Genomic DNA, 25,563 nt, shown 5'->3' on the forward strand with positions numbered 1-25,563 from the left:
GGCGTTCAATAAACACACTGTTCAGCTTGAGTGACAACGGGCGCGTCAACGTCAACGCCGCTGTGTCGATGACGCGAGGCCACAGCGCGATCTTCTTAGATCGGCGTCGGCGTGGTACTTGTTACACAGGCTCTTGAGTCACCTACATCCGATGCAGGGCCTCGCGCATAGGATCGTGCTTTGTGGAAGCGGCGTAAGCCGCGAAGCAAACTGATCATCAGATGACATAGGCGCCAGGGGTTCCAGCAACATCAGTTTCGCGGCTTACACCGCTCCCACAAAGGACAGCTGTGTTCTTCATCGCAGCGCCACAGCAATCGCCGTAGCGCGGATGGCACTTACTTGCCAGCGGTCGTGCGGCAGCTCGAAAATCAAAGCTCCCTTCTGGCACCAGCACGCGACGTCACCACCGCAAGTGCGGCGGCAGCGACAAGTACGACAGCACTCATCATGAAGGTGCTTTGGTAGCCGGAGTGGTCGAACAGCAGCCCACCGATGGTGGATCCCAAGGCAATCGCCAACTGGATCACCGCCACCATCAGGCCGCCGCCGGCTTCCGCATCGCCCGGCATGGTCTGCGCGATCCAGCTCCACCAGCCCACTGGGGCGGCGGTTGCAAACAGCCCCCAAAGGGCGAGAAGAAGCGCTACGCCACTGGCTGAGCCACCGATGAGCGTCAACGCCAGCGCGATCATTGCCATCATTACCGGAATGATGATCAACACCCGGTACAGGCCGCTCTTCAGGACGCTGCCAATGGCGGCTGTGCCGATAACGCCACTGGCGCCGATGCCCAGCAGCACCCAGGACAGTGCAGAAACGCTGAGATGCGTCACCGTCTCCAGGAATGGGCGGACATAAGTAAACAACGCGAACTGCCCCATGAAGAAGGCGGCGCAGGCCACCATTCCCAGTACAACAATCCTGCGCTTGAGTATGCGCAGCAAACCACCGGCATCGGTACGCTGCTCTGCCTTCATCGACGGCAGGCTGCACCACTGCCAGACCAGCGCAAGCAGCGCTATCGGCACAAGGCAGAAGAAGGCGCTGCGCCAGCCCATTACCGCACCGAGATAGCTGCCCAGTGGCGCCGCAATCACAGTCGCCAACGCATTCCCCCCGTTGAAGATCGCCAGGGCGCGTGGCACCTGCACCGCGGGCACCAAGCGCATGGCAGTGGCTGCGGACATCGACCAGAAGCCGCCGACGACGATGCCGATAAGCGCGCGACCGATCAGATACACCGGGTAGTTCGGCGCCAAGGCAACGACACTGCCGGATACTGCCATCAAGGCAGTCAAGACCAGCAGCAATACCTTGCGGTCCGCATTGCCGGCCAAGCGCGCAATGCACAGGCTGGTCAGCACTGCGAACGCGCCTGAGATGGCGATGCCCTGCCCTACCAGACCTTCGCTGACATGCAGGTCCGCAGCCATCGGTGTCAGCAGACTGACAGGCAGGAACTCGGATGCGATCAAGGCGAATACGCACAGCGTCATGGCAAATACGCCACTCCAATGTGATGCTGCATTTTCCAGATCCGGACAGGCACGCACCGGCGTGCCGACAACGGGGGTCGACATGGAAGACCTCTTTGATGATGTTGGTTGAGATCGGCAGCGCGACGTTGGCGCCGCCGCAAGCCAAGCGAGCGTGTGCGCTCAGCCTGGGCGGAAATAACCCCAGTAGGATCAAAGCTTGTTGGAAAGCAATCCTGCTACAAATCTAATGCTTGTCGCTTGGTCACGAAGACGGCTTCGTCCGGCATGCCAATCCAAGGCCTGATCAAGCTGCACCTCGCTACGGGCAATGGCATGACAGCCTATCGGGCAGCGTGATACTGCTCGTCGCTTACCTGCTCCATCCACTCGACATTCCGGCCGTCCAATACGCCGGTGACCGCCAGGTGGGTCATCGCGGTTGTTGCACTGGCACCGTGCCAGTGCTTGACGCCCGCTGGGCAGGTGACAACGTCGCCAGGGTGAATCTCCTGCACAGGTTTGCCCCATTCCTGCGTCAGCCCCACGCCGGAGGTCACCACCAGGCGCTGCCCTGCTGGATGGGTGTGCCACGCCGAACGCGCGCCCGGCTCGAAGGTGACCCATGCACCGGAAGCGGTCAGCGCCTGATCGGCAGACCACACCGGGTCAATCCGCACGCGGCCAACGAAATACTCCGGCGGGCCCTCCAGGGAGGGTTGGCTGCCAACGCTTGCCACCTGCTGGGCCTGCGCTGCTGCAGGCAGCGGCGATTCCGCGGACGCAACCATCGGCAATGCCACCGCGACGAGCCCAAGGCTCTTCAGTGAATCGTGCATATAGCTTCCTTGATGGCGCTCTGGCGTCTACGCCAGGCGAATAACGACTTCCACAGTCAATCGGCAGGTCGTTGATGAGGATGCAGGCTTGGCGGGCAACGCCGCGTGCGTAGCACGCTATGCCGTTCGACGTAACTGACCCGTCGCTCCCGACAATGGAAGCGACCACCACTCGCAACAGCCACGGAGCCGGTACCGCATGGCTGCCCCAGGGCAACCATGCACTTGCTTGAACGCCAGCCGGACCTAGTTGCCCAAGGTGGCGTTGTCGATCACGAAGCGATACTTGATATCGCCCTTGAGCATTCGCTCATAGGCTTCGTTGATCTCCTCGGCACGGATCAACTCGATGTCGGACACGATCTTGTGCTTGGCACAGAAGTCCAGCATTTCCTGGGTTTCCGGAATGCCGCCAATCATCGAACCGGCCAGGGTGCGGCGCTTGGTAATCATGTTGAACACATTCGGCGAGGGGTGCGGCGTTGCCGGTGCGCCCACCAGCACCATTGCGCCGTCACGCTTGAGCAGCGCCAGGAAAGCATCCAGATCATGCGGTGCCGCCACGGTGTTGACGATCAGGTCGAAGCGCTTGGCCTGAGCGGCCATTGCCTCGGGGTCGCGTGACACCACCACTTCATCCGCCCCCAATGCCAACGCTGCCTCGCGCTTGGATTCTGACGTGGTGAAAGCAATGACGTGCGCGCCCAGCGCATGCGCCAACTTGATGCCCATATGGCCGAGGCCACCGATGCCGACCACACCAACCGTCTTGCCGGGGCCGGCATTCCAATGCTTCAGCGGCGAATACGTGGTGATACCGGCGCACAGCAAGGGGGCTACCGCGGCGAGTTGCTCTTCGGGGTGGCCGATGCGCAATACATAGCGCTCGTGGACGACGATCTCCTGCGAGTAACCGCCAAGCGTCCAGCCCGGCGCATCGGCAGTGGTGCCGTTATAGGTGCCGACCATGCCGTCGCAATAGTTCTCCAGCCCGGCCTCGCAGTCGTCGCAATGCTTGCAACTGTCGACGATACAGCCGATACCGACCAGGTCGCCCGGCTTGAAGCCACTGACGTGCGCGCCAACTGCGGCAACGCGGCCTACGATCTCGTGGCCCGGCACGCAGGGAAACTGGGTGCCCGCCCATTCGGCGCGAACCTGGTGCAGGTCGGAGTGGCAGATGCCGCAATAGGCGATGTCGATCTGCACATCATGCGCACCCGGCGCCCGGCGGCTGATATCCATCGACTCCAGCGGCTTGTCGGCGGCATAGGCGCCATAGGCTTTGACAGACATGGGAACTCCGGCGGTGATTGGGGAAGGTGGCCATTGTCCACCTGGATAACTCGCCTGATAAGGTAATCAATGCTTCTAGCCACTATTAGCTGAACTAATCAATCAGTCATGCCACACTGCCGCCATGGCACGACGCAACCTCAATGATCTACTGGCCTTTGTCACCGTCGCACGTGAAGGAAATTTCACCCGCGCGGGGGCCCTGCTGGGCGTTTCCCAGTCCGCACTCAGCCAGGCCATCAAGGCACTGGAAGAGCGCCTGCAGATCCGTCTGTTGACCCGCACCACCCGCAGCGTATCGCCCACGCCAGCAGGTGAACGGCTGTTACTGGCCATCGGCAACCGTTTCGATGAGATCGAGGCCGAACTCGACGCATTGACCGAACTGCGTGACAAACCAGCCGGCTCCCTGCGGCTGACCTGCGGCGACCATTCGCTGCAGACCATCCTGTTACCCAAGCTGCTGCCGCTGATGCACCGTTACCCGGACATCCGCATCGAGTTCGACGTCAGTTACGCCCTGCGCGACATCGTTGCTGATCGCTTCGATGCCGGCGTGCGGCTCGGCGAAAGCATCGACAAGGACATGATCGCCCTCCCGATCAGCCCAAAGGTGCGCATGGCGGCGGCAGCCTCACCGGCTTACTTCGAGAAGCACCCGGTTCCCAAAGCCCCCGCCGACCTCACCGGCCACAACTGCATCAACATCCGCTTCGCCACCTCGGGCGGCCTGTATGTCTGGGAGTTCGAGCGCAACGGCAGGCAGGTGAACGTGCGAGTGGAGAGCCAGTTGGTGTTCAATACCTCACCGCCGATGGTGCAGGCGGCACTGGATGGCCTTGGCATCACCTTCCTGCCGGAGGAAGAATTCGGCAGCCACATTGAACAGGGCAGATTGGTCCGTGTACTGCAGAACTGGTGCCCACCCTTCCCCGGCTACCACCTGTACTACCCGAGCCGCCGCCAGCATTCGGCAGCGTTCGCGCTGGTGGTGGATGCATTGCGCCTATGACGTTCTCAGGGCTGCTGCATCAACCCAATAACCGCCCCGTGCATCCACCCAGGCAGCCACCAGACCAACTTGCAGCACTGAGCATCGGCGTAGTCACCTGCGCCTACTTTATAGCGAGCATTCCCTTGCTGTGATGCCGCCTGACCAGCTCCTCAAGATAGATGTCCAGGGCGGCGCGCGCATCCTCGGAGGTCTCTTTGTGCTTCAACGCCCAGCTCAGTCGATCCATCAACACCGGATCACGACAGTCATCCAGACTGCTTTCGTCCCACTGCCGGGCTTTACGGTAACGCTTGGCGCGCTCGGCCTGGGATAGTGGAGTCTCATAGAGCCGCGGTCGGCCGCGCCGCTTTGCCGGAGCTGGCGCGACTTCGTCGACAGCTCCTTGATCATCAACCATTGTCATTTCCCCACCAGAATGCGCTCAATAATAAAGTGATACATCACTTTTTGCGCACTATTCTTTTGTGAGTGGCAGTTACAGCGCGATGTTCGGGAAAATTCGGTCGATCATGGCGCCAATTTCTTTATGAAATCAGTGAATCGCGCGTATCGATCGGCCACTGGGTTCCTGCACCTTGCGTTGCAGTACTACGCCTTCGCTTCCGCGCGAACTCCTGCAAAAACAACGCGCGAGCAGCTGTTCGCAACGGCCTGATACAGACGCGACCCCAGCGATCTCGCGCACGCATCTGCGAATGCAAATCTGGACGGAGATCGGACTCGTCCTACGATGCCAGCGCATTGAATAGGACCCGTAGTGCTTACTTTGCTCGCGGTACGTCAATAAAGTAACAACAAACGCATAGCAAGCCACCACCTCTTCGCCCCAGTGCCATGCGTCGTTCACCAACAGTGCAGCAGTTTGCTCTGTCGAGATTTTTCCCCGTTCAACTACTGAAGCCGATCCGCCATGAAGCCACTCAGCCTCCGCGTTGTCCTCGCGGATGATCACTCAGCCGTGCGTGCCGGCCTTCAGTACGTGCTCACAACGGCCGGTACGATCTCCGTTACAGGCTCGGCACGCAATTCGACCGAGCTCATGGATGTGCTTGCTCGCAGCCCCTGCGACGTTCTCATTTCTGATTACTCAATGCCGGGTGGTCGGTACGGCGATGGCATAGCACTCTTCAAGCTGGTCAAGAAACGCTATCCCTCGATCAAAATCGTTGTGCTCACCATGCTGGAGAACCCTGGCATCGTACATTCGCTGCTGACCCTTGGCATCTCGTGCATTCTGAGCAAGTCTGATTCGCTGAATCACCTGATGCCAGCCGTTCATGGTGCTTTCGCCAACGGTCGCTATCTGTCACCGACCATCACTGAGATTGCAGGGTCCGTCACGTCAGGGAGCTCGGGTGTGCAGACACTCACTACCCGCGAGCTTGAAGTCATCCGCTTCTTTGTTTCCGGCCTGACAGTCAACGAAATCGCCGAACGCCTGAGCCGCAGCAAGAAGACCATCAGCACCCAGAAGGGCGCTGCCATGTTGAAGCTCGGCCTGAAGCGCGATGTCGACCTGTTGCGGTACGGGATAGAATCCGGCCTGGCCGACGCCGAAGCGGGGCCTCCCATCGCCCGGGCGTCATAGCCCAGCGGATCTGCTGCACTTCATCCGCAGGCAGCATCGTCCATGCTGACAAGGCTGAAAGCACGCCAACGAAGTCCTGCTGACCGCCAATTCCGAAGTCCATCGGCCAACTAAAAGGCAAGATATCTCCGGCCTATTGGGACAGGTCCTATGGCTGCGCCAGACCGCTTGACACAACATGAGCAAATTCCTTGTGCGGCGCCATTGTGGCGCTCGCATGCGTGCTTTGCTTTTGAGCTGCGGCTGAGAACATACAAAGATGGACAAGAAAACCGCAGACGTAAGGCGGCTGCTGATCGACTTCGCCCGACTATCGTCTCTCCAGAAGAATCAATTCCTGGAGACACTCAATCTTTTCATGTACGCCTCACCACAACGCAGGCGTAAAATAATGTTGCAGTGGGAGTCAGGAAAAACCGGGCTGGACGTTGATTAACCCGGACTCGCGTTGAACCAGACATGTGCATCGGCGAGTTGCCCGCTGCCTCTGCTTCAACTTGCCTCAGATGCAGCCGGGGTGCCGCCTGATGATGTCACCAGTCCATTCTCCATGGCATAGCGCAGCAGATCGACATCCTTCTCGATGGACAGCTTCTCCATCGCGCTGGCTTTTTGTGTGCTGATGGTTTTCTTGCTTCGATGAAGACGTTCGGCAATCTCATTGACCGTCAATCCCGAGGCATAGAGCCGCACCACTTCGGACTCGCGGATGCTCAACACGCCTGCAGGATTGCGACTGCGCCTGTTGAGCTCGATTCCCTGCACCACCTTCTCGATGGTGGGCGAGTAGTACCGGCCACCGCTCTGCGCTGCATGAACCGCAGGCACCAGGTGCGTCAATGCATCCGACTTGCTGACAATGCACATCACCCCCTGGGTGAGCAGAGTGTGCAACACGGCCGGGTTATCAAGCATCGTAAGCACGACCAGCTTCACCTGCGGGTGTCGCCTGGCAATCATTCCGAACAGCGCTATACCATCGCCAAAGTCACCCGCAGGCATTGCGTAGTCTGATACCACGACATCGCATGCCACGCTGCCGAGCAGCGCCATCAATTCGGTCGAATCAGCCGCTGTCCCGACAAGGTCGAGGGTAGATACCGTTGAAAGCTCGTACTTCACGCCCGCAATCATGCCTGGGTGATCGTCAGCCAAGATCACCCGGATCTTGAAACCACTCATGGTTAGGTTCTCCCTGAAATGCGCTGGCAGCTGGCCGGTCCAGGCAGGGGAGGCATCCCCTACCCGGCAAGGCAGGTCAGGACAGAATTTATGTCACATCGCGCTTAAAGACAAAGATTAATGAGAAAATTTTGAGCCGGACCCCACTATGGCCTCCCCAAGGGCGGCCGGCTCCACCCGCACGCCACGCCACACGGGACCACAGCCCTATCGCACAGGAGCCTCTTCGCAGGTCGGGGGATAGCCGGAACATGTGAATTGCTCCCTCGCACTGGCAGTCGGCAGTCGGCAATCGACCCTGCAGACGGGGCTGGCGTAATCGCCCCAGATCACATTTAGCCCGCCCTGCTCCTGTAGCCCGCGCGCGCGAACCCTTCCGGCTGGCCCCCACCTCTCCCGCCTCCAGCTCTGCCTGATCCTGCCCCCCCGGCGCCCAACGGGAGCTTGCGCCCGCCAGGCATCTCAAACTGCAGCAGCTCAGAACGCCCAGAAGTCGCGGCACATCGAACCAACGGAACCAGGCCTGCGCGCGGCATCACCTGCTGACTGCTGGCTCTCAGTTCTGTGCCGGTAGACAGCCCCCTGGGGTCGATCCGAATACTGTTGCTCCTACACGGAGACAGGTAGGGAGTCACCGCGTAGCTAGACCGGTCTACCCACACACCAGAGGCATTTAGCACATGTGCCCCATGCGCATCAGGCACCCGTACCAGACCAAATGTTTCGGACACGAGTTACGGAAATGTGGCAGCACCGGCATGACCGGCAACGGCGCCGCGCGGGCTCAACGATGCCCGGGAGCCTGCCGCAGGCGCACCGAAACTACCGGCCATTGCAGTAGCACTCAACCGCTCACCGCTGCCGCCAAACCGCAGACCCAGGGTCGGCGACGCCCGGCTGTGTTGCCTCTGAACTTGATCAACTGCGCCTGGGCCTGCTACTTCGCTCGCAAGCATGGCTTCATCCAAGCCCACATAGCCCGAGGTGGAGCAGCGCTAGGCTGAGAGCGCGACACTGGTAGCTGTCACTGGCAGATCGCATGCACAGCTCAGTCGATGGCTACCGCTTCCAGTTTGCGTAGCGCTTGCTTGAGTCCAGCACAGGCCACCTGCGCAGCCACACCACGGCATGCGTATGTGTCTGTAACTTGACTTCACTGCGCTGGAACTGGCGACCAAGCAGGCCACCGATATCACGGAGATCCGGACACAGCAGAGCAAGCCGCATTTATGCCTTGTCCTTGACCTGCTTGGCCAACGTATCGTGGGCTGGTCGCTGCATCATCAGCGACACCGGCGGATGGTGAATCAAGAGGCACGGATCGCCGTCTGGCAATCCTGCATTCCGGTCGTGGCTGCCGGTTTCGATGCGATGACTATCAGGCTTGCCTGAGAATCAACCCGAGGAGCACAGTTTAATCGCCTTCGTGGAAACACGCGGGCGCACTACGGCACAGTGCGCCTGCGGCATAACGACCATCCATCAACCCTGGGATGAGGTGCTGCGACTTCCAGACCAGCTTATGGTCAGCTCAGCTGCGCTATGTAGTGCACGTAATCCGTCTTGGTCATTGCACGCCCATGCAGATAGCCTTGGGTCGTGTGGCAACCCAAGCTGCGCACCATGTCCAGATCCATATAGGTTTCCACCCCCTCGACAACTACCGTGGCAACCATCTGCCGAGCCATTGCAATCGTGCTGGCGAGCAGGCAGCGGGCATGGGCATGATCGCGTGCTTCCACCAACATGTTGCGATTGATCTTCAATTCGTTGAACGGGACCTGCAACAGCCTGTCCAACGACGAGTCGCCGCTGCCGAAATCATCGATGGCGCAGTTGAAGCCTCGCAAACGTAATTGAGTGACGGCCCCAGCCAACGCGGGGTTGCACCGCTCGCCGCCATCTTCCGTGACCTCGATCACCATCCGACTCGGGTCGACGCCTGCATGATAGGCGTGATCGGCAACGCTCTGCGCCCAATGAACGCCCGTCGCCACTTGCGCAGGAACATTGACCGCCATCAAAAGCGACGACGCCGAATCTTCCTCTGCGATGCAATCAAAGGCGCACGACAACATGTAATCGGTAAATGCCTCCAGCAAACCTGCGCGCTCGATCGCGGGGAGAAAAGCTGCTGGGGCCAGCACCGAACCGTCCGCACGATGCCAGCGTGCCAACAGCTCGGCACCGCGCAGCTGCCCGGTGATGGCGCAATGTTGGGGCTGGAAGTAGGCTTGGATCTGCTGATCCAGCAACGCCCCGCGCAGCTCGTCGCAGGTGAACTCCTGTGCGACTGGCTGGCTCACGACTTCCGCGCCCTGCACGGCCAACTCCATCGACGAGGCGATGATGCCCCGGATCTGCTCCTGCCTCAGTGGCTTGCGCAGCGCGGCAACCACACTGAGACCGCGATGGGTTGCATACGCCGACGCTGCATTCAGGATACGACTCGGCTGGCTGCTGACGACCGCCAGCCGAGCCGACCGGCAGCGCTCGGCCAGCAAGTCGATCACCTGCAAGCCGGTCAGGTCGGTGATGTCCAGATCCAGGATGACCAGATCCCAGCTGCGCTCCCGCAAGGCGGCGACCGCGCGGCAACCGTCCAGGGCTGAAATCACTTCAGACACCCCTGATTGACGCAGCATCTTGACCATCGGAAGATGTTGCAGTTCATTGCCGTCAACCAGCAGCGCATTCTGGATCATCCGGGCTTCCGGTCGTGGCGACACAAATTGAGCAAGAGCGTTCATGGGTGCTGTCTCCACGCCAGGAGCGGCGGTATCAGGGAAAGGACGGCTTTCGATGAAGTCATTGTTCCAGCGCAGCCGTCGGGCCTACATCGGCCAAGTCCGAATATTCCCCCTGCACGGCTCGGACAATGCCGTGAAACCTGGGTTTTTGCTGCAACAATGGGCAACTGCCAGCCGCAAGTGGAATCCCAAATGGCCTACGGCACAGCACCCTGGGAAGATGCCGCCAGCCCTCAAACACCCGCCCGTGGAAATGCCTTGAAGCTGCTGAGCAGGCACCAACGCCGGCTGCTCTATGTGGGCGGCATCCTCACGACGCTGATCCTCGGTGCAGTGACGGCGGTCGTCATCCATTCGCAGATCAAGGACTACATCGCAGAAAGATACGCCGACCAGACCAGTCGCCGCATCGCACTGCAATCCTTCTTTGCAGTGCGCGAAGGTGCCTTGCGCATTACCACGGCGCAGGAAGAGTACGCATGGGAGTCAAGACAGAAACCAGACCCGGAGCTGGTCAAGCGATTCGCCGACAGCAACGGGCGCATGACGATCCAGCGCTCCGCCAACTCGCCGCATGTGCTGGTTCTTGGCGACACCGACCAGGGTCATTCGCTGGAGAGCTTCGCCCCGTACCTCAAGCTGGCAGATGAAGTCAGCCATCAGGCAGGGACATTCGCTCGCGCCTTGACGGCATCAATCTACTTCTCCAACCCACACCGCACCTTCTTGGGAGCAGGCCCGCTAACGGATAGCCAATTACTCGCCACACATGGCAGCGAATCCACCCCTGCCCTCATCCAGCGGCTTACTCCCGACTGGCAGCCACCTACCGCCAACAGCGAGCGTCCCCTTCCGCCCGTGGGCCCCATGTGGCTGGCCGTTGCAAACGACCCACTCACAGGCCGGCCCTCGATGCTGCTGCGGCAGCATGGCTTCGTCGACGATCAACCGTTTGCGGTATTCATCGCCTCCTACCCCGTAGAGCTGGTGACTGCCTCGTTGAACTCAACGCAGACCGACGAGTTCTGGATGATCGCCAATCCACAAGGCGACCTATTCCTCGGCTTACAGCAGCCAGACGCTCGCCAGATTGCGCGGTTCCCGGTCAAACGCTGGGCCACAGGGGCGCCTGCCGACAAGCGCGGCAGGTTCGAAAAGATGGATGGGCGCTTTGTCGCCACAGACCCCGTATCAGCTGCCAACACCGGCTGGCAGCTGATTCACACCTTCTCTTGGCGGACTATCATCACCGCGCTATGGCCAACTCTGCTGGCCTATATTGGCGCAATGTTGCTGGCAATAGGTTTTGTTTGGGCTGTTCTATTGCTGATTGAACACAAGGTTTTCCGCCCCGGCTACGTGCGCTCGGAGCGGATAGTCGAGAGCGAGAACCTCAACCGCACGATGGTGGAAAGCGCACCGTTCGGCCAAGCGCTAGTTTCGCCTGCTACCGGCGAAGTTCTGTTGCAGAACGCGGTCATGGCGTCATATGCGCAGGCCAAGGCGGATCCAACGCACCCCCTGCATATGGACTTTCTCGATGCATTCCGCGCACATCAGGCCGACGCCATTGCATCGCCGGGTGTCGAACTGAACATCCAGACAGCTGAAGGTGCCGACTGCGCTCTATTGGTAAGCATTGTCCCCACCAAGTACCGGGGAATGGATGTATTGCTATGCAACTTCACCGACATCACCCTGCGCAAGAAAGTCGAGCAGGCGCTGGAAAGCGCACGCATGGCCTCGGAAGCCGCAAACGAAGCCAAGTCGACTTTCCTGGCAATCATGAGCCACGAAATTCGTACGCCGCTCAACGCAATCCTCGGCAATCTTGAGCTACTGGAACGCACTACGTTGACTGCAGAACAGAGCAGTCGACTACATGCGGTCACTTCGTCATCCTCTGCCCTGCTGAATATCATCAATGACATTCTTGACTTTTCCAAGGTCGAGTCCGGACAGATGACGATTGAGGCGATACCCGTAGACCTGAAGGAAATAGCACAGCAAAGCATTGATATGTTCTCGCCGATGGCGCAGGCCAAAGGGCTGGCAATTGACCTCATCATTGATGATGGCCTGCACTCTCGGTACCTGGGCGACCCGACGCGTATTCGCCAGATCATCTTCAACCTCATCAGCAACGCGATCAAGTTCACCGAAGCAGGCGATGTACTGGTCGAGGTCTATCTGCAGGATGACGAGGCCAGCGACTCGGCCATTGTGCTTGGCGTGAGCGACACCGGCATCGGCATGAGCCCCGCACAGCAGGCGTCGTTGTTCAACACCTTTTCCCAAGCTGACTCCACCATCGCCCGACGCTATGGCGGCACCGGGCTGGGCCTTGCTCTTTGCAGACGCCTGGCGGAACTGATGCAAGGCAGTATCGAAGTGAAGAGCAGCCCCGGCCAGGGCAGCACGTTCCTCGTTACCTTGCCGCTACCACCGCTTGCCGGAGCTACGTCCGTCGAAGAAGACTCGTTGGCTGCCCGAGCCGCAATACAACAACGCCCCGCGTTGCACGTACTGGTAGTTGACGATCACCCCGCCAACAGAAGACTGTTGCAGTTGCAGCTGGAGGCACTGGGATGCAGCGCGAATACATTTGAAGACTGCGGCTCTGCGATAGCTTCGTTCAAAAGCCAGAATTACGAGCTGATCCTGACCGATCTGAACATGCCGGGCATGGATGGCTTCACCTTCTCGCGCTGCCTGCGCGACCGCGGGGTCACCACCCCCATCATCGCGGTTACCGCACATGCCTCGGACCGCGACAGATCACGCAGCAAAGAAGCCGGCATCGATAGCATCCTCATCAAACCAGTCCTCCTCAAGGCGCTGCGCACGACGCTAGCCCAACTTGGGAATCACCCCCCGCCCACATCGTCGGTGCCGCAGCAGTGGGATATTGCCAGCGGAGCCCTGCCACCGGAGGTGCATATCCCCCTGTTGGAATCTCTGGATGACTCGGTGCTCGCCATCAATCGAGTCTTGCATCCGGCCCAACCGGGTGACTCATCTGCCATGACCAGTGAAGTCATCGGCAAGCACCTGCATTCTCTCCGAGGCGCCTTCGCCTTCATCCACGAAGCAGCTCTTGCGCAGAGGTGCGCTGCGATGGAGGACTTGCTGCAACAGCAACACCTGAACGAATTGCAGGTCGCCTTGTCCGAGTTCCATCAGGCAGCCCTTGAGGCATTGGAGCGCAGGCGAAGACAACCCGCTCCTCAAGAAAATCAGGGGTAACTGGTGGTAAATGTCACGCGCCCGTTGGCAGTGCCGGCCGTTACAGTCCCCGCCGTTTGCAGGTAGCGCGCAGCCACGGCACTACCGAACAGCCCATTCGCCACTTGACCCGCCGACCACTGTTTGGCTGTGCCCGTCGCCGATGAGTCCGGTCCGATTTTCAGCACCTGACCATCCCTGAGCACCTGAATCGTGACGCCAATCGCTTGAGATGCAGCTGTCTGCGTCATCCTGTCGGAGATATTTCGAGGGTCACCTGCATCGGTAATCGTCGCCGCCACTGCAACCACCCCCGCCGCACGCCCCCGGAGCAGTCCAGATCCGTATCAAACTCGCGTGGCGTTGACGAAGAGCCACTGCCGTTGAACTCACGGGCTTGCACGTTGCCAGGATTGGCTGTCAACACGGCCGTGGCGACCTTGCAGGCTGGCGTCAACGAGGAGGTCTCCAGCGAACCGTCAAGTACAATCAACGCCCACTTGAAGTCGTCCACAGTCGGAAAACTGGCTTTCGAGATATCCCCATCAAGCGTGCCGGGCTGTGTAATGGCAACGGTATTTATCTCCAGCTTGAGCGGCACATTTGAGGCCGTTGCAATGCTACTGGGAGACACCGCTACGCAAGGCAGGTACGTGGCCTGAGAAAGAGCTATCCGCAGCCCATCTCCCTGGATACCAGTGGCATAGACACTGGCATCCACCTCAGCCCCCGTTGTGCCCACCCAATGAGCCAGGACGCCTTCCACCGGTGCTCCTTCACAGCTGACCTTGGTTGCGCCCGAGCGCACCGCCCACCCATCATAGGTTGCAGGGGCACCTCCATTCGCAAGATCTGCGTCCTTGACCATCGGCGCGACTGAATCAAGCGTCAGAACCGCAGGACTGCCTGTATTCGTTGTGCAGATGATTGCAGCCCATGCATCTGCTGACATCACCAGCGTCGCAAGCAAGCCGGCGGTGAGGTACTGAACGACAAGTGTCTTTTTCATGAGGATATCCCTCAAGCGGTTTGTTGCAGCAAATACGTGGATGGAGCACGCCTGCAGCAAGGCGAGCAGTGTGCCGGCGCCGTCGTTGCCAGATACCGCTACGAAGTGGCGCAGCTGCATCAGACTGCGAGCTGCGACAGGCGTTGAGTACGCGTGCTCGCAACCTGAGCCACGCGAGCAAAGCCGACAATTCATTCCTGTGCAGCCCCAAAGAAGTCTCTCTACGAGGAGAACCCAATGGGCTGCATTGCGGCCCATTGGCCCAGTCCTAAACGATGGTCGCAGCACCCGGATCCGGCATGGGTGTCCGGCACACAGACCATTTTCACGTGAGCGCCCATGATCAACATCACCAACTCAAACGACACCAGCCCGAGGTGCACATCGTTACGCCAATAGACTGCGCGCGACATCGGCGGTTGATGCTTGCGTTGCAAAGGAAAGGATCCTGATACCTACCAGCATGCCTGGTGAACTTTGTTGTCCCAGTAACTCGACATGGCAAAGTCACGTTTCAACCCAGCCTTGGCGTATGCCCGATCTCGACCCGCCCGGGCTTGAGTGCAAGCATCGATTGTCATACCGCCTTTGTTCCGTTGCCGCGTGCTCGACGATTTTGGATTCTGCGATCGATCGCCCTGTCGTGATTGAGCCCGCATTGACGCGCGGTCATCCATCGATCCGCCATCAACGACTTCTGGTGGCATGGCCCAGTGCCTCAGCTCGACGCCAAGGCATGGTGTGGATTGATAGGCATGCCGCTCGCCCTCCAGGCACTTGTAGACCATCGACTCCTGCGCCTCCGCGTCTGCATTGATCAACCCCAGCAGCATTACCAGAAGCAAGCTTCTCAAGGCAGCGTCCCTGTGTACCTTCATGACCTATAAGGTGCCAAAGGCCTGAAGCGCAGGATGTCCGCGATCAGAGCGTGTTGGCGTCGGACTTCGCCGCTGCATGCTGCAGCCCCCTTCCAGGGCAGGTGCTGCATCAGGCGCCGCAACCAGTCCGAGCCCCCCCCCCCACTCACCAAGACGACAGATCGCGCCTTTTCAGGCCCGTCTCATTGGATAAAGAAATTTCTTCACAAATCGCTTGCGGGAAATATGAAGCCCCGCTATTATTTCGTTCTCGGCAACGACGTAACAACGTAACACCGGGGCCATAGCTCAGCTGGGAGAGCGCCTGCATGGCATGCAGGAGGTCAGCGGTTCGATCCCGCTTGGCTCCACCAAATCCGAACATTAGGCCGTTCGGATTGTCGACAATTTGATGAGTATAACGCGTCCCCATCGTCTAGAGGCCTAGGACATCACCCTTTCACGGTGGCGACCGGGGTTCGAATCCCCGTGGGGACGCCATTCATCAGGTACAAACGGACCCAGCCGTATCGGGTCTTTTTTTATCGAAGCAATCTTCCCAAGAGATTGCACGGAAGAATAAAAAGCTTCCAATTCGATAAAAACCCGTTATAATGGCGGGCTAGCAACAACGTGGGGCCATAGCTCAGCTGGGAGAGCGCCTGCATGGCATGCAGGAGGTCAGCGGTTCGATCCCGCTTGGCTCCACCAATTCAGGCCTTAGGCCGCCTGAATCTACAATTTGAGTTTTGAAGAATACGCGTCCCCATCGTCTAGAGGCCTAGGACATCACCCTTTCACGGTGGCGACCGGGGTTCGAATCCCCGTGGGGACGCCACTTCTAAAAAGCTTCGAGCAATCGAGGCTTTTTTCTTGCCTGCGATTTATTGCGATGCCGCCCTGCTCACCCGGGCCGAACGAAGCAACCAACATCCAGCCAGGCCTTCATCGACAGCCAGCATCCCGCGCCAGCATACTTGAGGGGCTACTTGGGGCTGGTAACGGCAAGAGCTATCCAATGAACATGAAAGCACTCGCCATCTTGTTGGCCGGGGCACTTCTAGCGTTCGCGGGGACGACGCTGCATGCCAACCATCTCTTTGCCGAACGCTCGCAAGCACCCGACCCCGGCAAAGGTGAGGTCATTGAGTTCAAGGTAAAAGGATCGGATCGCACGGTGTACATCACCAGCGGCGATCGCATGCAGCATTGGTCGATTCTCGGCGTCGGGATTCTATTGCTCCTGCTAGGCGCCAAGGGCGGCGCCCTGCAGCGAAGCCGCGGACAGCATTGAAGCCGTATGCGGTTGCTGGCTTTTGCAGGAGCGGCGTAAGCCGCCAAGCCACAGATCCCGCAGGCGGCAGCGCCACACCTGGATGTTCCCGATATTGTCAGCCTCGCGACTTACGCCACCCCAACATCGATGTCGCAGATCGAAGCACTGCCGCAAACGCCCCTGCCAAGCATGACTCGGCACTACAGGTTGGCACTGCCCAAGCTTAGGCTGGCGCTAGCGCGCGTTGCAGCGCTTGGCTGAGATCTCTTCCGGTGTATGGCTTGGACAGCTTCACCCCGGTATCGAACACTTCGGGCAGTTGATTGATATCCATTCCCGTGGCGACCAGAAAAGGAATGCCGCGCTGCCGCAGACATTCGGCAACCGGGCTGCTGTTCTCATTGCATGCCAGCCAATAGTCCAGGAACACCAGCTGTGGCTGCAGTTCATCGATCATCTGCAGTGCAGCGCTGACCGAGGCGGCGACACCACCAACCTGCATGCCTTCCATCTCCAACTGCATCTGCAGCAGCATGGCATTCAACTCGTCGTTCTCCACGACCAGCACTCTCGTACCTTCGAGCGAGCCCATCGCCTGCCCCTGTATCCGGATCGGGTGAAGTATAGCCAGTCGCCGAAACAGGTATTACAGAAATATTTTTGGTCTGGGCCTGCCCAAGTGGCGAAAGCTTCGCTATAATTCCGCTCCTGCCAGCCGAAGTGGCGGAATCGGTAGACGCAGCGGATTCAAAATCCGCCGCCCTTAAAAGCGTGGGGGTTCGAGTCCCCCCTTCGGCACCAGAGAGAACAGGCACCTTAGGTGCCTTTTTCTTTGCCTGAAATTTGGCCAATGCTTCCAGCTTGCGATGCTCCAAGCCCTGCGCGAACTGAACTACAAAGACAGATCACCCGCCCGAAAAGCGATGCCGGATACCCGGCATAGCACCGATTTGTTGTGGGAGCAGCGTAAGCCGCGAAGCTGACAGTGCCGAAGCATCGGGATTTCGGGCTGCCTGGCGATGCATCTGCTTCGCGGCTTACGCCGCTCCCACAAGATCAGTGGATTCTTCGCCTGCGAACTCAGCTGCCGCGCTTGGCCCGTGCGAACGCATCGGCCAGTGCGTTGTTCGCCGGTGCAGCAGATACTGTCGGTCGGCCGCCACCATTGCCCGGGTTGCGCTGACCGCGCTGACCACCATCTCGTCCAGCACCCGGACCACGCCCCTGCCCTGCATTGCGCTCATCGCGCTCGGGCTTCCTGGCGGGCGCGGGCGCATCTTCCAGACGCCGGGTCAGCGCGATGCGCTTGCGCGGCACGTCCACTTCCAGCACTTTGACCTTGACGATGTCGCCCGCCTTGACCACATCACGCGGGTCTTTGACGAAGGTGTCGGACAAGGCGGAGATGTGGATCAGGCCATCCTGGTGCACGCCGATATCGACGAAGGCACCAAACGCGGCAACGTTGCTGACTACGCCTTCCAGAATCATGCCTTCGCGCAGATCCTTGATGTCCTCAACGCCCTCGGCAAAACGCGCGGCCTTGAACTCGGGGCGTGGATCGCGGCCTGGCTTCTCCATTTCCTTGAGGATGTCACGCACGGTAGGCACACCGAACTTGTCGTCGGTGAACTGCTCGGCCTTCAGACTACGCAGGTAACTGCCGTCACCCAACAACGCCTTGATCGGCTTTGCAGCAGCAGCGACGATGCGCTCGACCACCGGATACGCTTCCGGGTGAACCGCGGAGGCGTCCAGCGGCTCGTCGCCATCGGCAATCCGCAGGAAGCCCGCGCATTGCTCAAAGGTCTTGTCGCCCAGGCGCGACACCTTCAACAGATCCTTGCGGCGCTTGAACGGGCCGTTCTCGTCGCGGTGACGGACAATGTTTTCAGCCACCGTTGCCGACAGACCCGAAACGCGGGTCAGCAGTGCGGCCGATGCCGTGTTGACGAAGACGCCAACGGCGTTGACGCAGTCTTCAACGCGCGCATCCAGGGCCTTGGCCAGGCGGAACTGGTCGACATCATGCTGGTATTGGCCCACGCCAATTGCTTTGGGCTCGATCTTGACCAGTTCGGCCAAGGGATCCTGCAGGCGCCGTGCGATCGAGACCGCCCCGCGCAGCGACACATCCAAATCCGGGAATTCCTTGGCAGCAAACTCAGACGCCGAATACACCGATGCGCCAGCTTCGCTGACCACCACTTTCTGCAGCTTGGAATTGGCGCAGGCAGCGATTGCCTCACCGGCCAGCTTGTCGGTCTCACGGCTCGCGGTACCGTTGCCAATCGCGATCAGCTCGACGTTGTGCTTGATGCACAACTGCTTGATCGTCTGCAGCGACTGCTCCCATTGCCGCCGCGGTTCGTGCGGATACACCGTATCGGTGGCCAGCAACTTGCCGGTCGCATCGACCACGGCGATCTTGCAACCGGTACGGATGCCCGGATCCAGCCCCAGCACTGCCTTCGGCCCAGCCGGCGCTGCCAGCATCAGATCTTTCAGGTTATCGCCGAACACCGTGATCGCCTCGGCCTCGGCTTTCTCGCGTGCCTGATTGAACAGGTCCAGCAGCAGGTGCATATGCAGCTTGGCGCGCCAGGTCAGGCGGCAGGCATCCAGCAGCCAACGATCGGCCGGGCGCTCCTTGTTGGCGATGCCTGCGTTGAATGCAACGCGGCCCTCCGCATACTGGTGCCCGGCTTCAGCATCGCTGCCCGGGTCCAACTCAAGGAACAGGAACTCCTCGCGACGCGCGCGAAACAAGGCCAGCAAGCGGTGCGAGGGAATCTTTGCCAACGCTTCGGCATGCTCGAAGTAATCGCGGTACTTGGCGCCCTCGGCTTCCTTGCCTTCGGCTACCCGCGCACGGATGATGCCGTTGCCAGCCAACCAGCTGCGCAACTCACCAACCAACGCAGCGTCTTCGCCCCAACGCTCCATCAGGATGGCGCGCGCGCCCTCGAGTGCAGCCTTGGTGTCTGCAACGCCCTTTTCGGCGTCGATGAAACCTGCAGCGAAGACCTGCGGGTCCAACATCGGATCGCCAAGCAGGCCATCGGCCAGCGGCTCCAGTCCTGCTTCGCGGGCGATCTGCGCACGCGTACGACGCTTCTGCTTGTATGGCAGGTACAGGTCTTCCAGCCGCGACTTGGTATCCGCGCCCATGATCTGCTCGCGCAAGGCGTCACTGAGCTTGCCCTGTTCGTCGATGCTGGACAGGACGGCCTTGCGGCGATCCTCGAGCTCGCGCAGATAGGTAAGCCGACTTTCAAGATTACGCAGCTGGGTATCATCCAGGCCGCCGGTCACTTCCTTGCGGTAGCGGGCAATGAACGGAACGCTGGCGCCCTCATCCAACAGCGCGATGGCTGCCTTGGTTTGACTGGCCTGTGCGCCGATCTCGTCGGCGATTGTCTGCGCGATCTGCTGCGCGAGCTTGATGTCTTGCATTGCCGGTGCGGTAGCCACGGTGACGGGAGCTGCCATTCTGGCAATGCGCGGGCGCTGGGGAAAGCCGTTGACAGCACGCGCCGGACCTGTTGCCCGGCGCGTGTAGCTGAATACTCAGGCCAGATGCTTGTACAGCCGTTGGCTGGCGACATCGTCACGCAGGTCTTCCAGCACCATTACGCGCATCGAGCCCCTGCCGGTCACTGGCATCATCCGTTCTACGTAAATTTCCGGGCCATGCTCGGTATCTGCGCGGGTTTTGCTGAAGCCGTAGGGCAACACACCCTTATCGCCATCCTTGCTGCCACCGATATAAAGAACAATTGCCATGGTGGGTCGTGCTCCTGTTGGATCTGTAACAGGTGCAACGATACGCGGGGATACGTTACAGAGATGTACATAAAAGGTTGTCGTTTGATGTCAGCGTTCATTGCAACAACATCGACGACCGCCGCTTTCAGTGCCGCGCAGGCCACCAACCACGGCCGTGCATGGCGTAATAATCCGCCGCACGCTCGAATGGGTTACGCACGCTCACGCCTCCGCACAACAGGTAGACCGGCAGGAAAAACGGGCCCAATACCAGGTACTGAAAAACATGCGCGCGCTCGTGATCGCCGAGGCGCACGCGCGGCTGCACGCAACGCCCGGCGCGGTGCTCGTAGGTCAGGCACAAACCGTCCAGGTCATCGCCGGTGTGCAGGATCACCATGCCGAAGGTGATCGCACCGCCCGGCCCCCAAGGCCAACGCCGGAACACCAGTGTGCATTCCTTGCGACTCCAATAGGGACGCGCACCGGCAAGCGCACCCAGTGCGCCGCCGATCAGGCCGATCAAGGTGTTGGGCGAGGTCCAGATTCCACCCAGAATGCGCAGCCACATCGGAGCCATCGCGAGCTGCATGAGGCTCAGCTCCGCTGCTTGGTTCTGGTGACCGGCCGACTCATCTCAGCCGGCCGGCGCACGCAGGCGACGCAGCTGCTGCAGGAACCACGCCGAGGCGTCCTGCTCCTGCGCGCCACTGCAGGACACCTTGTACGCCTTGCCACTCATGCTGCTGCGGCTGGCGGCACGATCGATGAACTGCTCGCTGCTGTCGACCATGTCGCGTTTGAGCAGGTAATCGTATTTGCGCTGCAGGTGGCCGCGCGCTGCCACTGCGTCGTACCAGGTGCCATTGCGCTGAAAGCGGCAGCCGGAGGTTTCCAGCGCCTGCATCAGCCCGCTGATCTCACGCTGGGTTGCCGCATTGGGAGCGGCACTTGCTGGTAGCGCGGCCAGCGCCAAGCTTGCAGCCATCAGGAAATTGCGAACCAGCTTCATGCGCGCTCCCCCAACCAATCATTGATGGCGCCAGGTACTTCGCGCTGGGCGCGCCCCGACACATAGATGCCGATGTGGCCACCGCGAAAACCCAGCTCGGTGTAATCGGTGCTGCCAACCTGCGCCTGCATCGCCTTGGATGCGGACGGCGGAACCAGATGGTCCTGCTCGGCATAGATGTTCAAGATCGGCATCTGCACCTTGGTCAGATCCACCAGCTCGTCGCCGATGCGGATGCTGCCATTCATCAGGCCATTGCCTTGATAGAACTGCTTGACGAACTCGCGGAAAGTTTCGCCCGCCAGATCCGGTGAGTCGAAGATCCACTTCTCCATCCGCAGGAAATCCTCGAGCGCTTGCTTGTCGTCGAGGATATCCATCAATCCCACGTACTTCTGCACGTTCAAGCGGAACGGCTTGAGCATCAGGTAGCTGGCGTTCATCAGGTCAGCCGGGATGTTGCCGAGGGTATCGACGAACAGATCCACGTCCACGTGGCGCGCCCAATGCGAGAGCATGTTGTCTGCAGTGTGGAAGTCCACCGGCGTCACCATGCTGATCAGGTTCTGCACCTTGTGCGGGCGCAACGCGCTGTAGCACAGCGCAAAAACACCGCCCTGGCAGATGCCAAGCAGGTTGACCGGCGCACCATCACGCTGCGCACGCAGGTAATCGACCGCGCCGTCGATGTAGCGCAGCAGGTAGTCTTCCAGGGTGAGGAAGCGCTCTGAGCGATCCGGATAGCCCCAGTCCAGCACATACACGTCCTGCCCCAGCGCCAACAACTTCTGCACCAGCGAGCGGCCATCCTGCAGATCAACCATGTAAGGCCGGTTGACCAAGGCGTAGACGATCAACAAGGGTGGCTTGCTGGCATCGGCCTGATCGCTGACGAAGCGATACAACTTGACCTTGCCGTCGCTCCACACTTCCTGACGCTCGGTGACGCCATAGTCGACGTCTTCAACGCCGGGCAGCAGCTTCAAGCCATCGACCAGCTTGCGCTGCCATTGCAGGGTTTCCTGCAGCAGGTCGTCGTTGCCAAAACCCAGCGGGCCTTTCATTTGCTGCTCCTGCGGCGGGCCGGTGTTGCTTTCGGCTTGGCGGCGGCAGCGGTTTTCTTCGCCACCACTTTCTTTGCTACTACCTTCTTGGCCGCAGGCTTCTGCGCGGATGAACCGGCGGACTTCTTGACGACTGCTTTCGACGCCTTTGTCGCTGCCTGTTTTGGCTCAGGTTTCACCGGCTTGGCAGCGGGCTTGGACTGCGAAGGCGTTGCCGCCTTGCCCGCTACTGCGCCCTGCGCTGCCGGGCCCGCCTGCTGAGTAGCAGCGATCAAACGCCGTACCTGCCGCTCAAGCTCGGCGATGCGCCGATGCGCGGCATCCATTTCGGTGCGGGTCGGCACGCCCATCGCATCGCAGGCGCGCTCCAGCTCGCTCTGCGAGGCTGCACGCAGCCGCATCTGGGCGTTGGCCAACTCCCCATAAATGCGTTGGAAGTCTTCGGAGAGCGCTACCTTTGCATAGGCTTCCTCGGCGGCATCGATCCACAGATCGAACATCGCGCGGGCACTGGTCAGCTGGCTGCCCGGCACTTCGTGCTCGGCCAGCTTGGCCTCGAAACGCTTGAATGCATCGTCCAGAACGGCGCGAATGGTATCCACGTAAGCTTCGGCGCGCGTCTGGTATTCCTGCTGGATTTTCAACAAGGCCTGCCAGCGCGCCTGGTGCTCGCGGGCCGGGCCAAATGCCGGCGCGTTCAACCAATCGCCACCGCCAAAGCCAGCTTGTGCGGCCTTGGCGAACTCGCGCAGCCAGGGCTGGTCGTTCAATGCATTGCCACCGCGCGCGGCGCCCAGCATCCACTGCAGCAAGTCATCTCCCTGCCCTGCCTGCACGGCGTCGCGCCATGCGCCGGCCACTTCGGCCGCCGAGGTGTCTTTGCCGGCGAAGCGCGCGGCCACCTGTTGCATCATGCCCAGCCAATCGCCGGCCTGATGCTGGAACCGCGCGCCCAGCGCCTGAACTTCTGGAGGCGTGTCAGTGCTGACCAACCGAGTCCATTGGGCGATGCTTTCACGCCAGGGGAAATCGCCGCCCGTCGCCGCGCCGGAACCTTGCATGGCCTGTGACCAAGCGTCCCAGTAGCCGCGCATGCTGGCCTCGAAATCCGTGTTGTCGTTGTTGCCTGCCGCCGCCATTGCCTTACTCCCGGGATGCCCGTGGATGATAGCAACGCGACCGGCCTACCGGCGTCAGGGCTTGGGAATACGCAGCGTCTTGCTGATCATCAGCGAGCCGGACAGCGCGAACAGCAGGACCAGCGGATGCAGCTGCCACGGACCCAGCTGCCAGCTGCCGCCCCACAGCGCCGGGCCGATCGCACTGAAGTGGGCAGCCAAGGCCAGGACGATAACCAGCGCCAGGCTGGTGGGGATCGGCGTGCCTTCGAAATACGGCACTTTGTCCGACTCACCAGCGATCTCCTCGGCGGTGACGTTGTAACGGGCCAGCCGGCTGACGCCGCAGCAGACGAAATAGCTCAGGATCAGCCAATCCCAGCCGCCCTGCATGCCGCAGGCATAGGCCAGTGCCGCAGGCGCCACACCAAAGGAAATGACGTCGGCCAGCGAATCCAGCTCGCGCCCCAAGGTGGACGAGGACTGCCGCCAACGGGCAACGCGCCCATCCAACGCATCGAAGATGAAGGCCAACGGGATCAAGGCCATGCCGAACATCAGGAAGCCGCGTTCGCCATCCTGCAGGAAGCGCATGGCCGCGAACACCGCACCGGTGCCGCAGAAGGCGTTGCCGAGGGTGAACCAATCGGCAAGCTGGAACTCACGGAGCATCGAGAAATGGCGTTTCATGGGAACTCGCGGTGCATGGACGGCAACAGGGTACCGCGAGCAGCTGAACAGTGGACAGTACCCGCGCCTGGCCAGCTTGCCCGGTGTGCGACACACCACCACTGGACCCGGACACCTTCGCGTCCGGATCACTCCATCGGCCTCGAAGCCACCGCTGCTCGCCGGAGCGGGCTACATGACACCACTCCAGCAAGCAATTACAGGCGGGTGTAGCTCCAGGACTGCATGCGTCCATCGCGGTAAGGCATCACGCCGTGGAACGGGCGCGGGTCCGCATCGAAAACCAGTGGCAGGAAATGGCGATCGCCTTCCCACAAAGGCAGGGATTCCAGTTGGTCCACCGCCACCCATTCCAGGGTGCCTTCGCGGTTGACCTCCATCGGCGTGCCGGTGAAATCATCGATGACGAAAATGAAGGCGAACCAGTCCTCGCCGTTCTTGCCGAAGCCCGGCCAGCTGATGCTGCCGCGCAAGCGCGTCGTGCCGCACTCGATGCCGGCTTCTTCGCGGATCTCACGGTGCATGCAGGCGAGGATGTCCTCGTCGGCTTCCATCTTGCCGCCCAGCCCGTTGTACTTGCCCAGGTGCATGTCTCCGGGACGGGTATTGCGATGGATCATCAAGGCCTTGCTGCCGTCTGCAGACAGCACATAGCCGAGCGTGGCCATGATCGGGGTGTACGGCATAGCGACAACCGGAACCAGAGAGGGTGTGCAGTATGCCCGATGCGCAAGCCGCGCTTCAGCTCGGCAGCACATCCATGCGTCGCATCGGCACGACGGTGTCGTCGATACGGCGCAGCGTGGCCACGCTATGGCCACGTTCGGCCAAATATTCCAGCCATTTCCCAAGGAAGGTATTCATGCGCATGCGGTGGCTGATCAGCGCTTCCGGCGGCGGATACATACCCATGACGTCCTGCCAGCGCCGGCCAACGTAGCAATGCGTGGTTTCGGCCTGGCACGCATCGCGGTACAGGCGCACGAACGCAGATGGATCCGGCTCGCCGGTAACCGGATCGCGCAGGTCGTAGGTCAGGCGCAGCTCCACCGTATAGCGGTGGCATTCGATCACATCCAGACGCACATCCAGACCATCGCCGATGCTGGAGAGGTGACTGCCAACATGCAGCCTATCCGGCGCGAACAGGCGCATCAGATGATCATGGTTTTCCGCATACAAACCCATCAGCCAGCCGAGCCGGCTGAGCCTGGGAATGCGATCGATGCGGGAGAGTGCGCCTGCCATGGAGCCGATCCTACACGTCGCAGCGTGCAAGTGGCATCACCGGTAGTGCCGAGCCATGCTCGGCAGAGGCTCTACCCAGGAACCCACCTGTAGTGCCGAGCCATGCTCGGCAGGCGCTCTACCGGTAACGCCGCTGCCGAGCATGGCT

The 25,563-nt window shown here is 60.6% G+C and carries 22 protein-coding genes and 5 tRNA genes; 9 read left to right on the forward strand and 18 right to left on the reverse strand.

Features of this window, described 5'->3' with window-relative positions; all coding sequences use genetic code 11:
- Positions 1 to 371 precede the first annotated feature (371 nt).
- The 3 genes from ACVOLV_RS13285 to ACVOLV_RS13295 all read right to left on the reverse strand — a co-directional run bounded on the left by ACVOLV_RS13285 (position 372) and on the right by ACVOLV_RS13295 (position 3,613).
- Positions 372 to 1,583 carry an MFS transporter gene (locus ACVOLV_RS13285; RefSeq protein ID WP_481554815.1) on the reverse strand — a complete coding sequence of 404 codons (1,212 nt, stop codon included), beginning with the start codon at positions 1,581 to 1,583 and terminating at the stop codon, positions 372 to 374.
- Positions 1,584 to 1,822: 239 nt separating this feature from the next.
- Positions 1,823 to 2,317 (reverse strand): (R)-mandelonitrile lyase, encoded by a 495-nt coding sequence (locus ACVOLV_RS13290; protein ID WP_481554816.1) that lies wholly within the window; start codon positions 2,315 to 2,317, stop codon positions 1,823 to 1,825.
- Between the two features lie 246 nt (positions 2,318 to 2,563).
- Positions 2,564 to 3,613, reverse strand: a complete 1,050-nt coding sequence (locus tag ACVOLV_RS13295) for an NAD(P)-dependent alcohol dehydrogenase (RefSeq protein ID WP_481554817.1) — start codon at positions 3,611 to 3,613, stop codon at positions 2,564 to 2,566.
- Positions 3,614 to 3,737: 124 nt separating this feature from the next.
- On the opposite strand from ACVOLV_RS13295, the gene ACVOLV_RS13300 reads away from it, so the two are divergent.
- Positions 3,738 to 4,625 (forward strand): LysR family transcriptional regulator, encoded by an 888-nt coding sequence (locus tag ACVOLV_RS13300; protein ID WP_481554818.1) that lies wholly within the window; start codon positions 3,738 to 3,740, stop codon positions 4,623 to 4,625.
- 103 nt (positions 4,626 to 4,728) lie between these two features.
- Here ACVOLV_RS13300 and ACVOLV_RS13305 read toward each other — a convergent pair whose 3' ends face one another.
- Positions 4,729 to 5,025 (reverse strand): hypothetical protein, encoded by a 297-nt coding sequence (locus tag ACVOLV_RS13305; protein ID WP_481554819.1) that lies wholly within the window; start codon positions 5,023 to 5,025, stop codon positions 4,729 to 4,731.
- Positions 5,026 to 5,538: 513 nt separating this feature from the next.
- Between ACVOLV_RS13305 and ACVOLV_RS13310 the strand changes: the two genes are divergently transcribed.
- Positions 5,539 to 6,216: a response regulator gene (locus ACVOLV_RS13310; protein ID WP_481554820.1), complete on the forward strand. Its 678-nt coding sequence runs from the start codon at positions 5,539 to 5,541 to the stop codon at positions 6,214 to 6,216.
- A 492-nt stretch (positions 6,217 to 6,708) separates the two neighbouring features.
- Here ACVOLV_RS13310 and ACVOLV_RS13315 read toward each other — a convergent pair whose 3' ends face one another.
- From ACVOLV_RS13315 to ACVOLV_RS13325, 3 genes are all read right to left on the reverse strand, one after another.
- Positions 6,709 to 7,398, reverse strand: a complete 690-nt coding sequence (locus ACVOLV_RS13315; RefSeq protein WP_481554821.1) for a response regulator — start codon at positions 7,396 to 7,398, stop codon at positions 6,709 to 6,711.
- A gap of 335 nt (positions 7,399 to 7,733) precedes the next feature.
- Entirely contained in the window at positions 7,734 to 8,129 is a 396-nt protein-coding gene (locus tag ACVOLV_RS13320) for a fimbria/pilus outer membrane usher protein (RefSeq protein ID WP_481554822.1), read from the reverse strand.
- 795 nt (positions 8,130 to 8,924) lie between these two features.
- Positions 8,925 to 10,148: an EAL domain-containing response regulator gene (locus tag ACVOLV_RS13325; RefSeq protein ID WP_481554823.1), complete on the reverse strand. Its 1,224-nt coding sequence runs from the start codon at positions 10,146 to 10,148 to the stop codon at positions 8,925 to 8,927.
- 192 nt (positions 10,149 to 10,340) lie between these two features.
- On the opposite strand from ACVOLV_RS13325, the gene ACVOLV_RS13330 reads away from it, so the two are divergent.
- Positions 10,341 to 13,394, forward strand: a complete 3,054-nt coding sequence (locus ACVOLV_RS13330) for an ATP-binding protein (RefSeq protein ID WP_481554824.1) — start codon at positions 10,341 to 10,343, stop codon at positions 13,392 to 13,394.
- A 226-nt stretch (positions 13,395 to 13,620) separates the two neighbouring features.
- On the opposite strand, the gene ACVOLV_RS13335 is transcribed toward ACVOLV_RS13330, so the two are convergent.
- Positions 13,621 to 14,502, reverse strand: coding sequence for a hypothetical protein (locus ACVOLV_RS13335; protein ID WP_481554825.1), 882 nt, complete (start codon positions 14,500 to 14,502; stop codon positions 13,621 to 13,623).
- Positions 14,503 to 15,537: 1,035 nt separating this feature from the next.
- On the opposite strand from ACVOLV_RS13335, the gene ACVOLV_RS13340 reads away from it, so the two are divergent.
- From ACVOLV_RS13340 to ACVOLV_RS13360, 5 genes are all read left to right on the forward strand, one after another.
- Positions 15,538 to 15,613: transfer RNA gene (locus tag ACVOLV_RS13340), tRNA-Ala, on the forward strand.
- 51 nt (positions 15,614 to 15,664) lie between these two features.
- Positions 15,665 to 15,740: transfer RNA gene (locus ACVOLV_RS13345), tRNA-Glu, on the forward strand.
- Positions 15,741 to 15,874: 134 nt separating this feature from the next.
- Positions 15,875 to 15,950 (forward strand) — tRNA-Ala (locus ACVOLV_RS13350).
- A gap of 51 nt (positions 15,951 to 16,001) precedes the next feature.
- A tRNA-Glu gene (locus ACVOLV_RS13355) sits at positions 16,002 to 16,077 on the forward strand.
- A gap of 180 nt (positions 16,078 to 16,257) precedes the next feature.
- On the forward strand, positions 16,258 to 16,533 hold the full coding sequence (locus tag ACVOLV_RS13360; RefSeq protein ID WP_481554826.1) for a hypothetical protein: 276 nt from the start codon (positions 16,258 to 16,260) through the stop codon (positions 16,531 to 16,533).
- Between the two features lie 205 nt (positions 16,534 to 16,738).
- On the opposite strand, the gene ACVOLV_RS13365 is transcribed toward ACVOLV_RS13360, so the two are convergent.
- Entirely contained in the window at positions 16,739 to 17,107 is a 369-nt protein-coding gene (locus ACVOLV_RS13365; protein WP_481554827.1) for a response regulator, read from the reverse strand.
- 122 nt (positions 17,108 to 17,229) lie between these two features.
- Between ACVOLV_RS13365 and ACVOLV_RS13370 the strand changes: the two genes are divergently transcribed.
- A tRNA-Leu gene (locus ACVOLV_RS13370) sits at positions 17,230 to 17,316 on the forward strand.
- Positions 17,317 to 17,595: 279 nt separating this feature from the next.
- Here the strand turns inward: ACVOLV_RS13370 and ACVOLV_RS13375 are convergent.
- The 9 genes from ACVOLV_RS13375 to ACVOLV_RS13415 form a co-directional block, all read right to left on the reverse strand.
- Positions 17,596 to 19,971, reverse strand: a complete 2,376-nt coding sequence (locus ACVOLV_RS13375) for a Tex family protein (protein WP_481554833.1) — start codon at positions 19,969 to 19,971, stop codon at positions 17,596 to 17,598.
- Positions 19,972 to 20,085: 114 nt separating this feature from the next.
- Positions 20,086 to 20,301, reverse strand: a complete 216-nt coding sequence (locus ACVOLV_RS13380; protein WP_303746527.1) for a hypothetical protein — start codon at positions 20,299 to 20,301, stop codon at positions 20,086 to 20,088.
- 127 nt (positions 20,302 to 20,428) lie between these two features.
- Positions 20,429 to 20,875, reverse strand: a complete 447-nt coding sequence (locus tag ACVOLV_RS13385; RefSeq protein WP_481554828.1) for a hypothetical protein — start codon at positions 20,873 to 20,875, stop codon at positions 20,429 to 20,431.
- A gap of 45 nt (positions 20,876 to 20,920) precedes the next feature.
- On the reverse strand, positions 20,921 to 21,295 hold the full coding sequence (locus ACVOLV_RS13390; protein WP_481554829.1) for a YfeK family protein: 375 nt from the start codon (positions 21,293 to 21,295) through the stop codon (positions 20,921 to 20,923).
- Positions 21,292 to 22,359, reverse strand: a complete 1,068-nt coding sequence (gene phaC / locus ACVOLV_RS13395) for a class III poly(R)-hydroxyalkanoic acid synthase subunit PhaC (protein ID WP_481554830.1) — start codon at positions 22,357 to 22,359, stop codon at positions 21,292 to 21,294. The genes ACVOLV_RS13390 and phaC overlap by 4 nt, the downstream gene beginning before the upstream one ends.
- Entirely contained in the window at positions 22,356 to 23,498 is a 1,143-nt protein-coding gene (gene phaE, locus ACVOLV_RS13400) for a class III poly(R)-hydroxyalkanoic acid synthase subunit PhaE (protein ID WP_481554831.1), read from the reverse strand. The genes phaC and phaE overlap by 4 nt, the downstream gene beginning before the upstream one ends.
- Before the next feature lie 54 nt (positions 23,499 to 23,552).
- Positions 23,553 to 24,167, reverse strand: a complete 615-nt coding sequence (locus ACVOLV_RS13405) for a CDP-alcohol phosphatidyltransferase family protein (protein WP_303746532.1) — start codon at positions 24,165 to 24,167, stop codon at positions 23,553 to 23,555.
- Positions 24,168 to 24,364: 197 nt separating this feature from the next.
- Complete coding sequence (locus tag ACVOLV_RS13410; RefSeq protein ID WP_303746534.1) at positions 24,365 to 24,853, reverse strand: NUDIX hydrolase; 489 nt, start codon at positions 24,851 to 24,853, stop codon at positions 24,365 to 24,367.
- Positions 24,854 to 24,908: 55 nt separating this feature from the next.
- On the reverse strand, positions 24,909 to 25,415 hold the full coding sequence (locus ACVOLV_RS13415; protein ID WP_481554832.1) for a DUF1249 domain-containing protein: 507 nt from the start codon (positions 25,413 to 25,415) through the stop codon (positions 24,909 to 24,911).
- Positions 25,416 to 25,563 lie beyond the last annotated feature (148 nt).

Source organism: Stenotrophomonas sp. STEN023 (genome assembly GCF_056760135.1).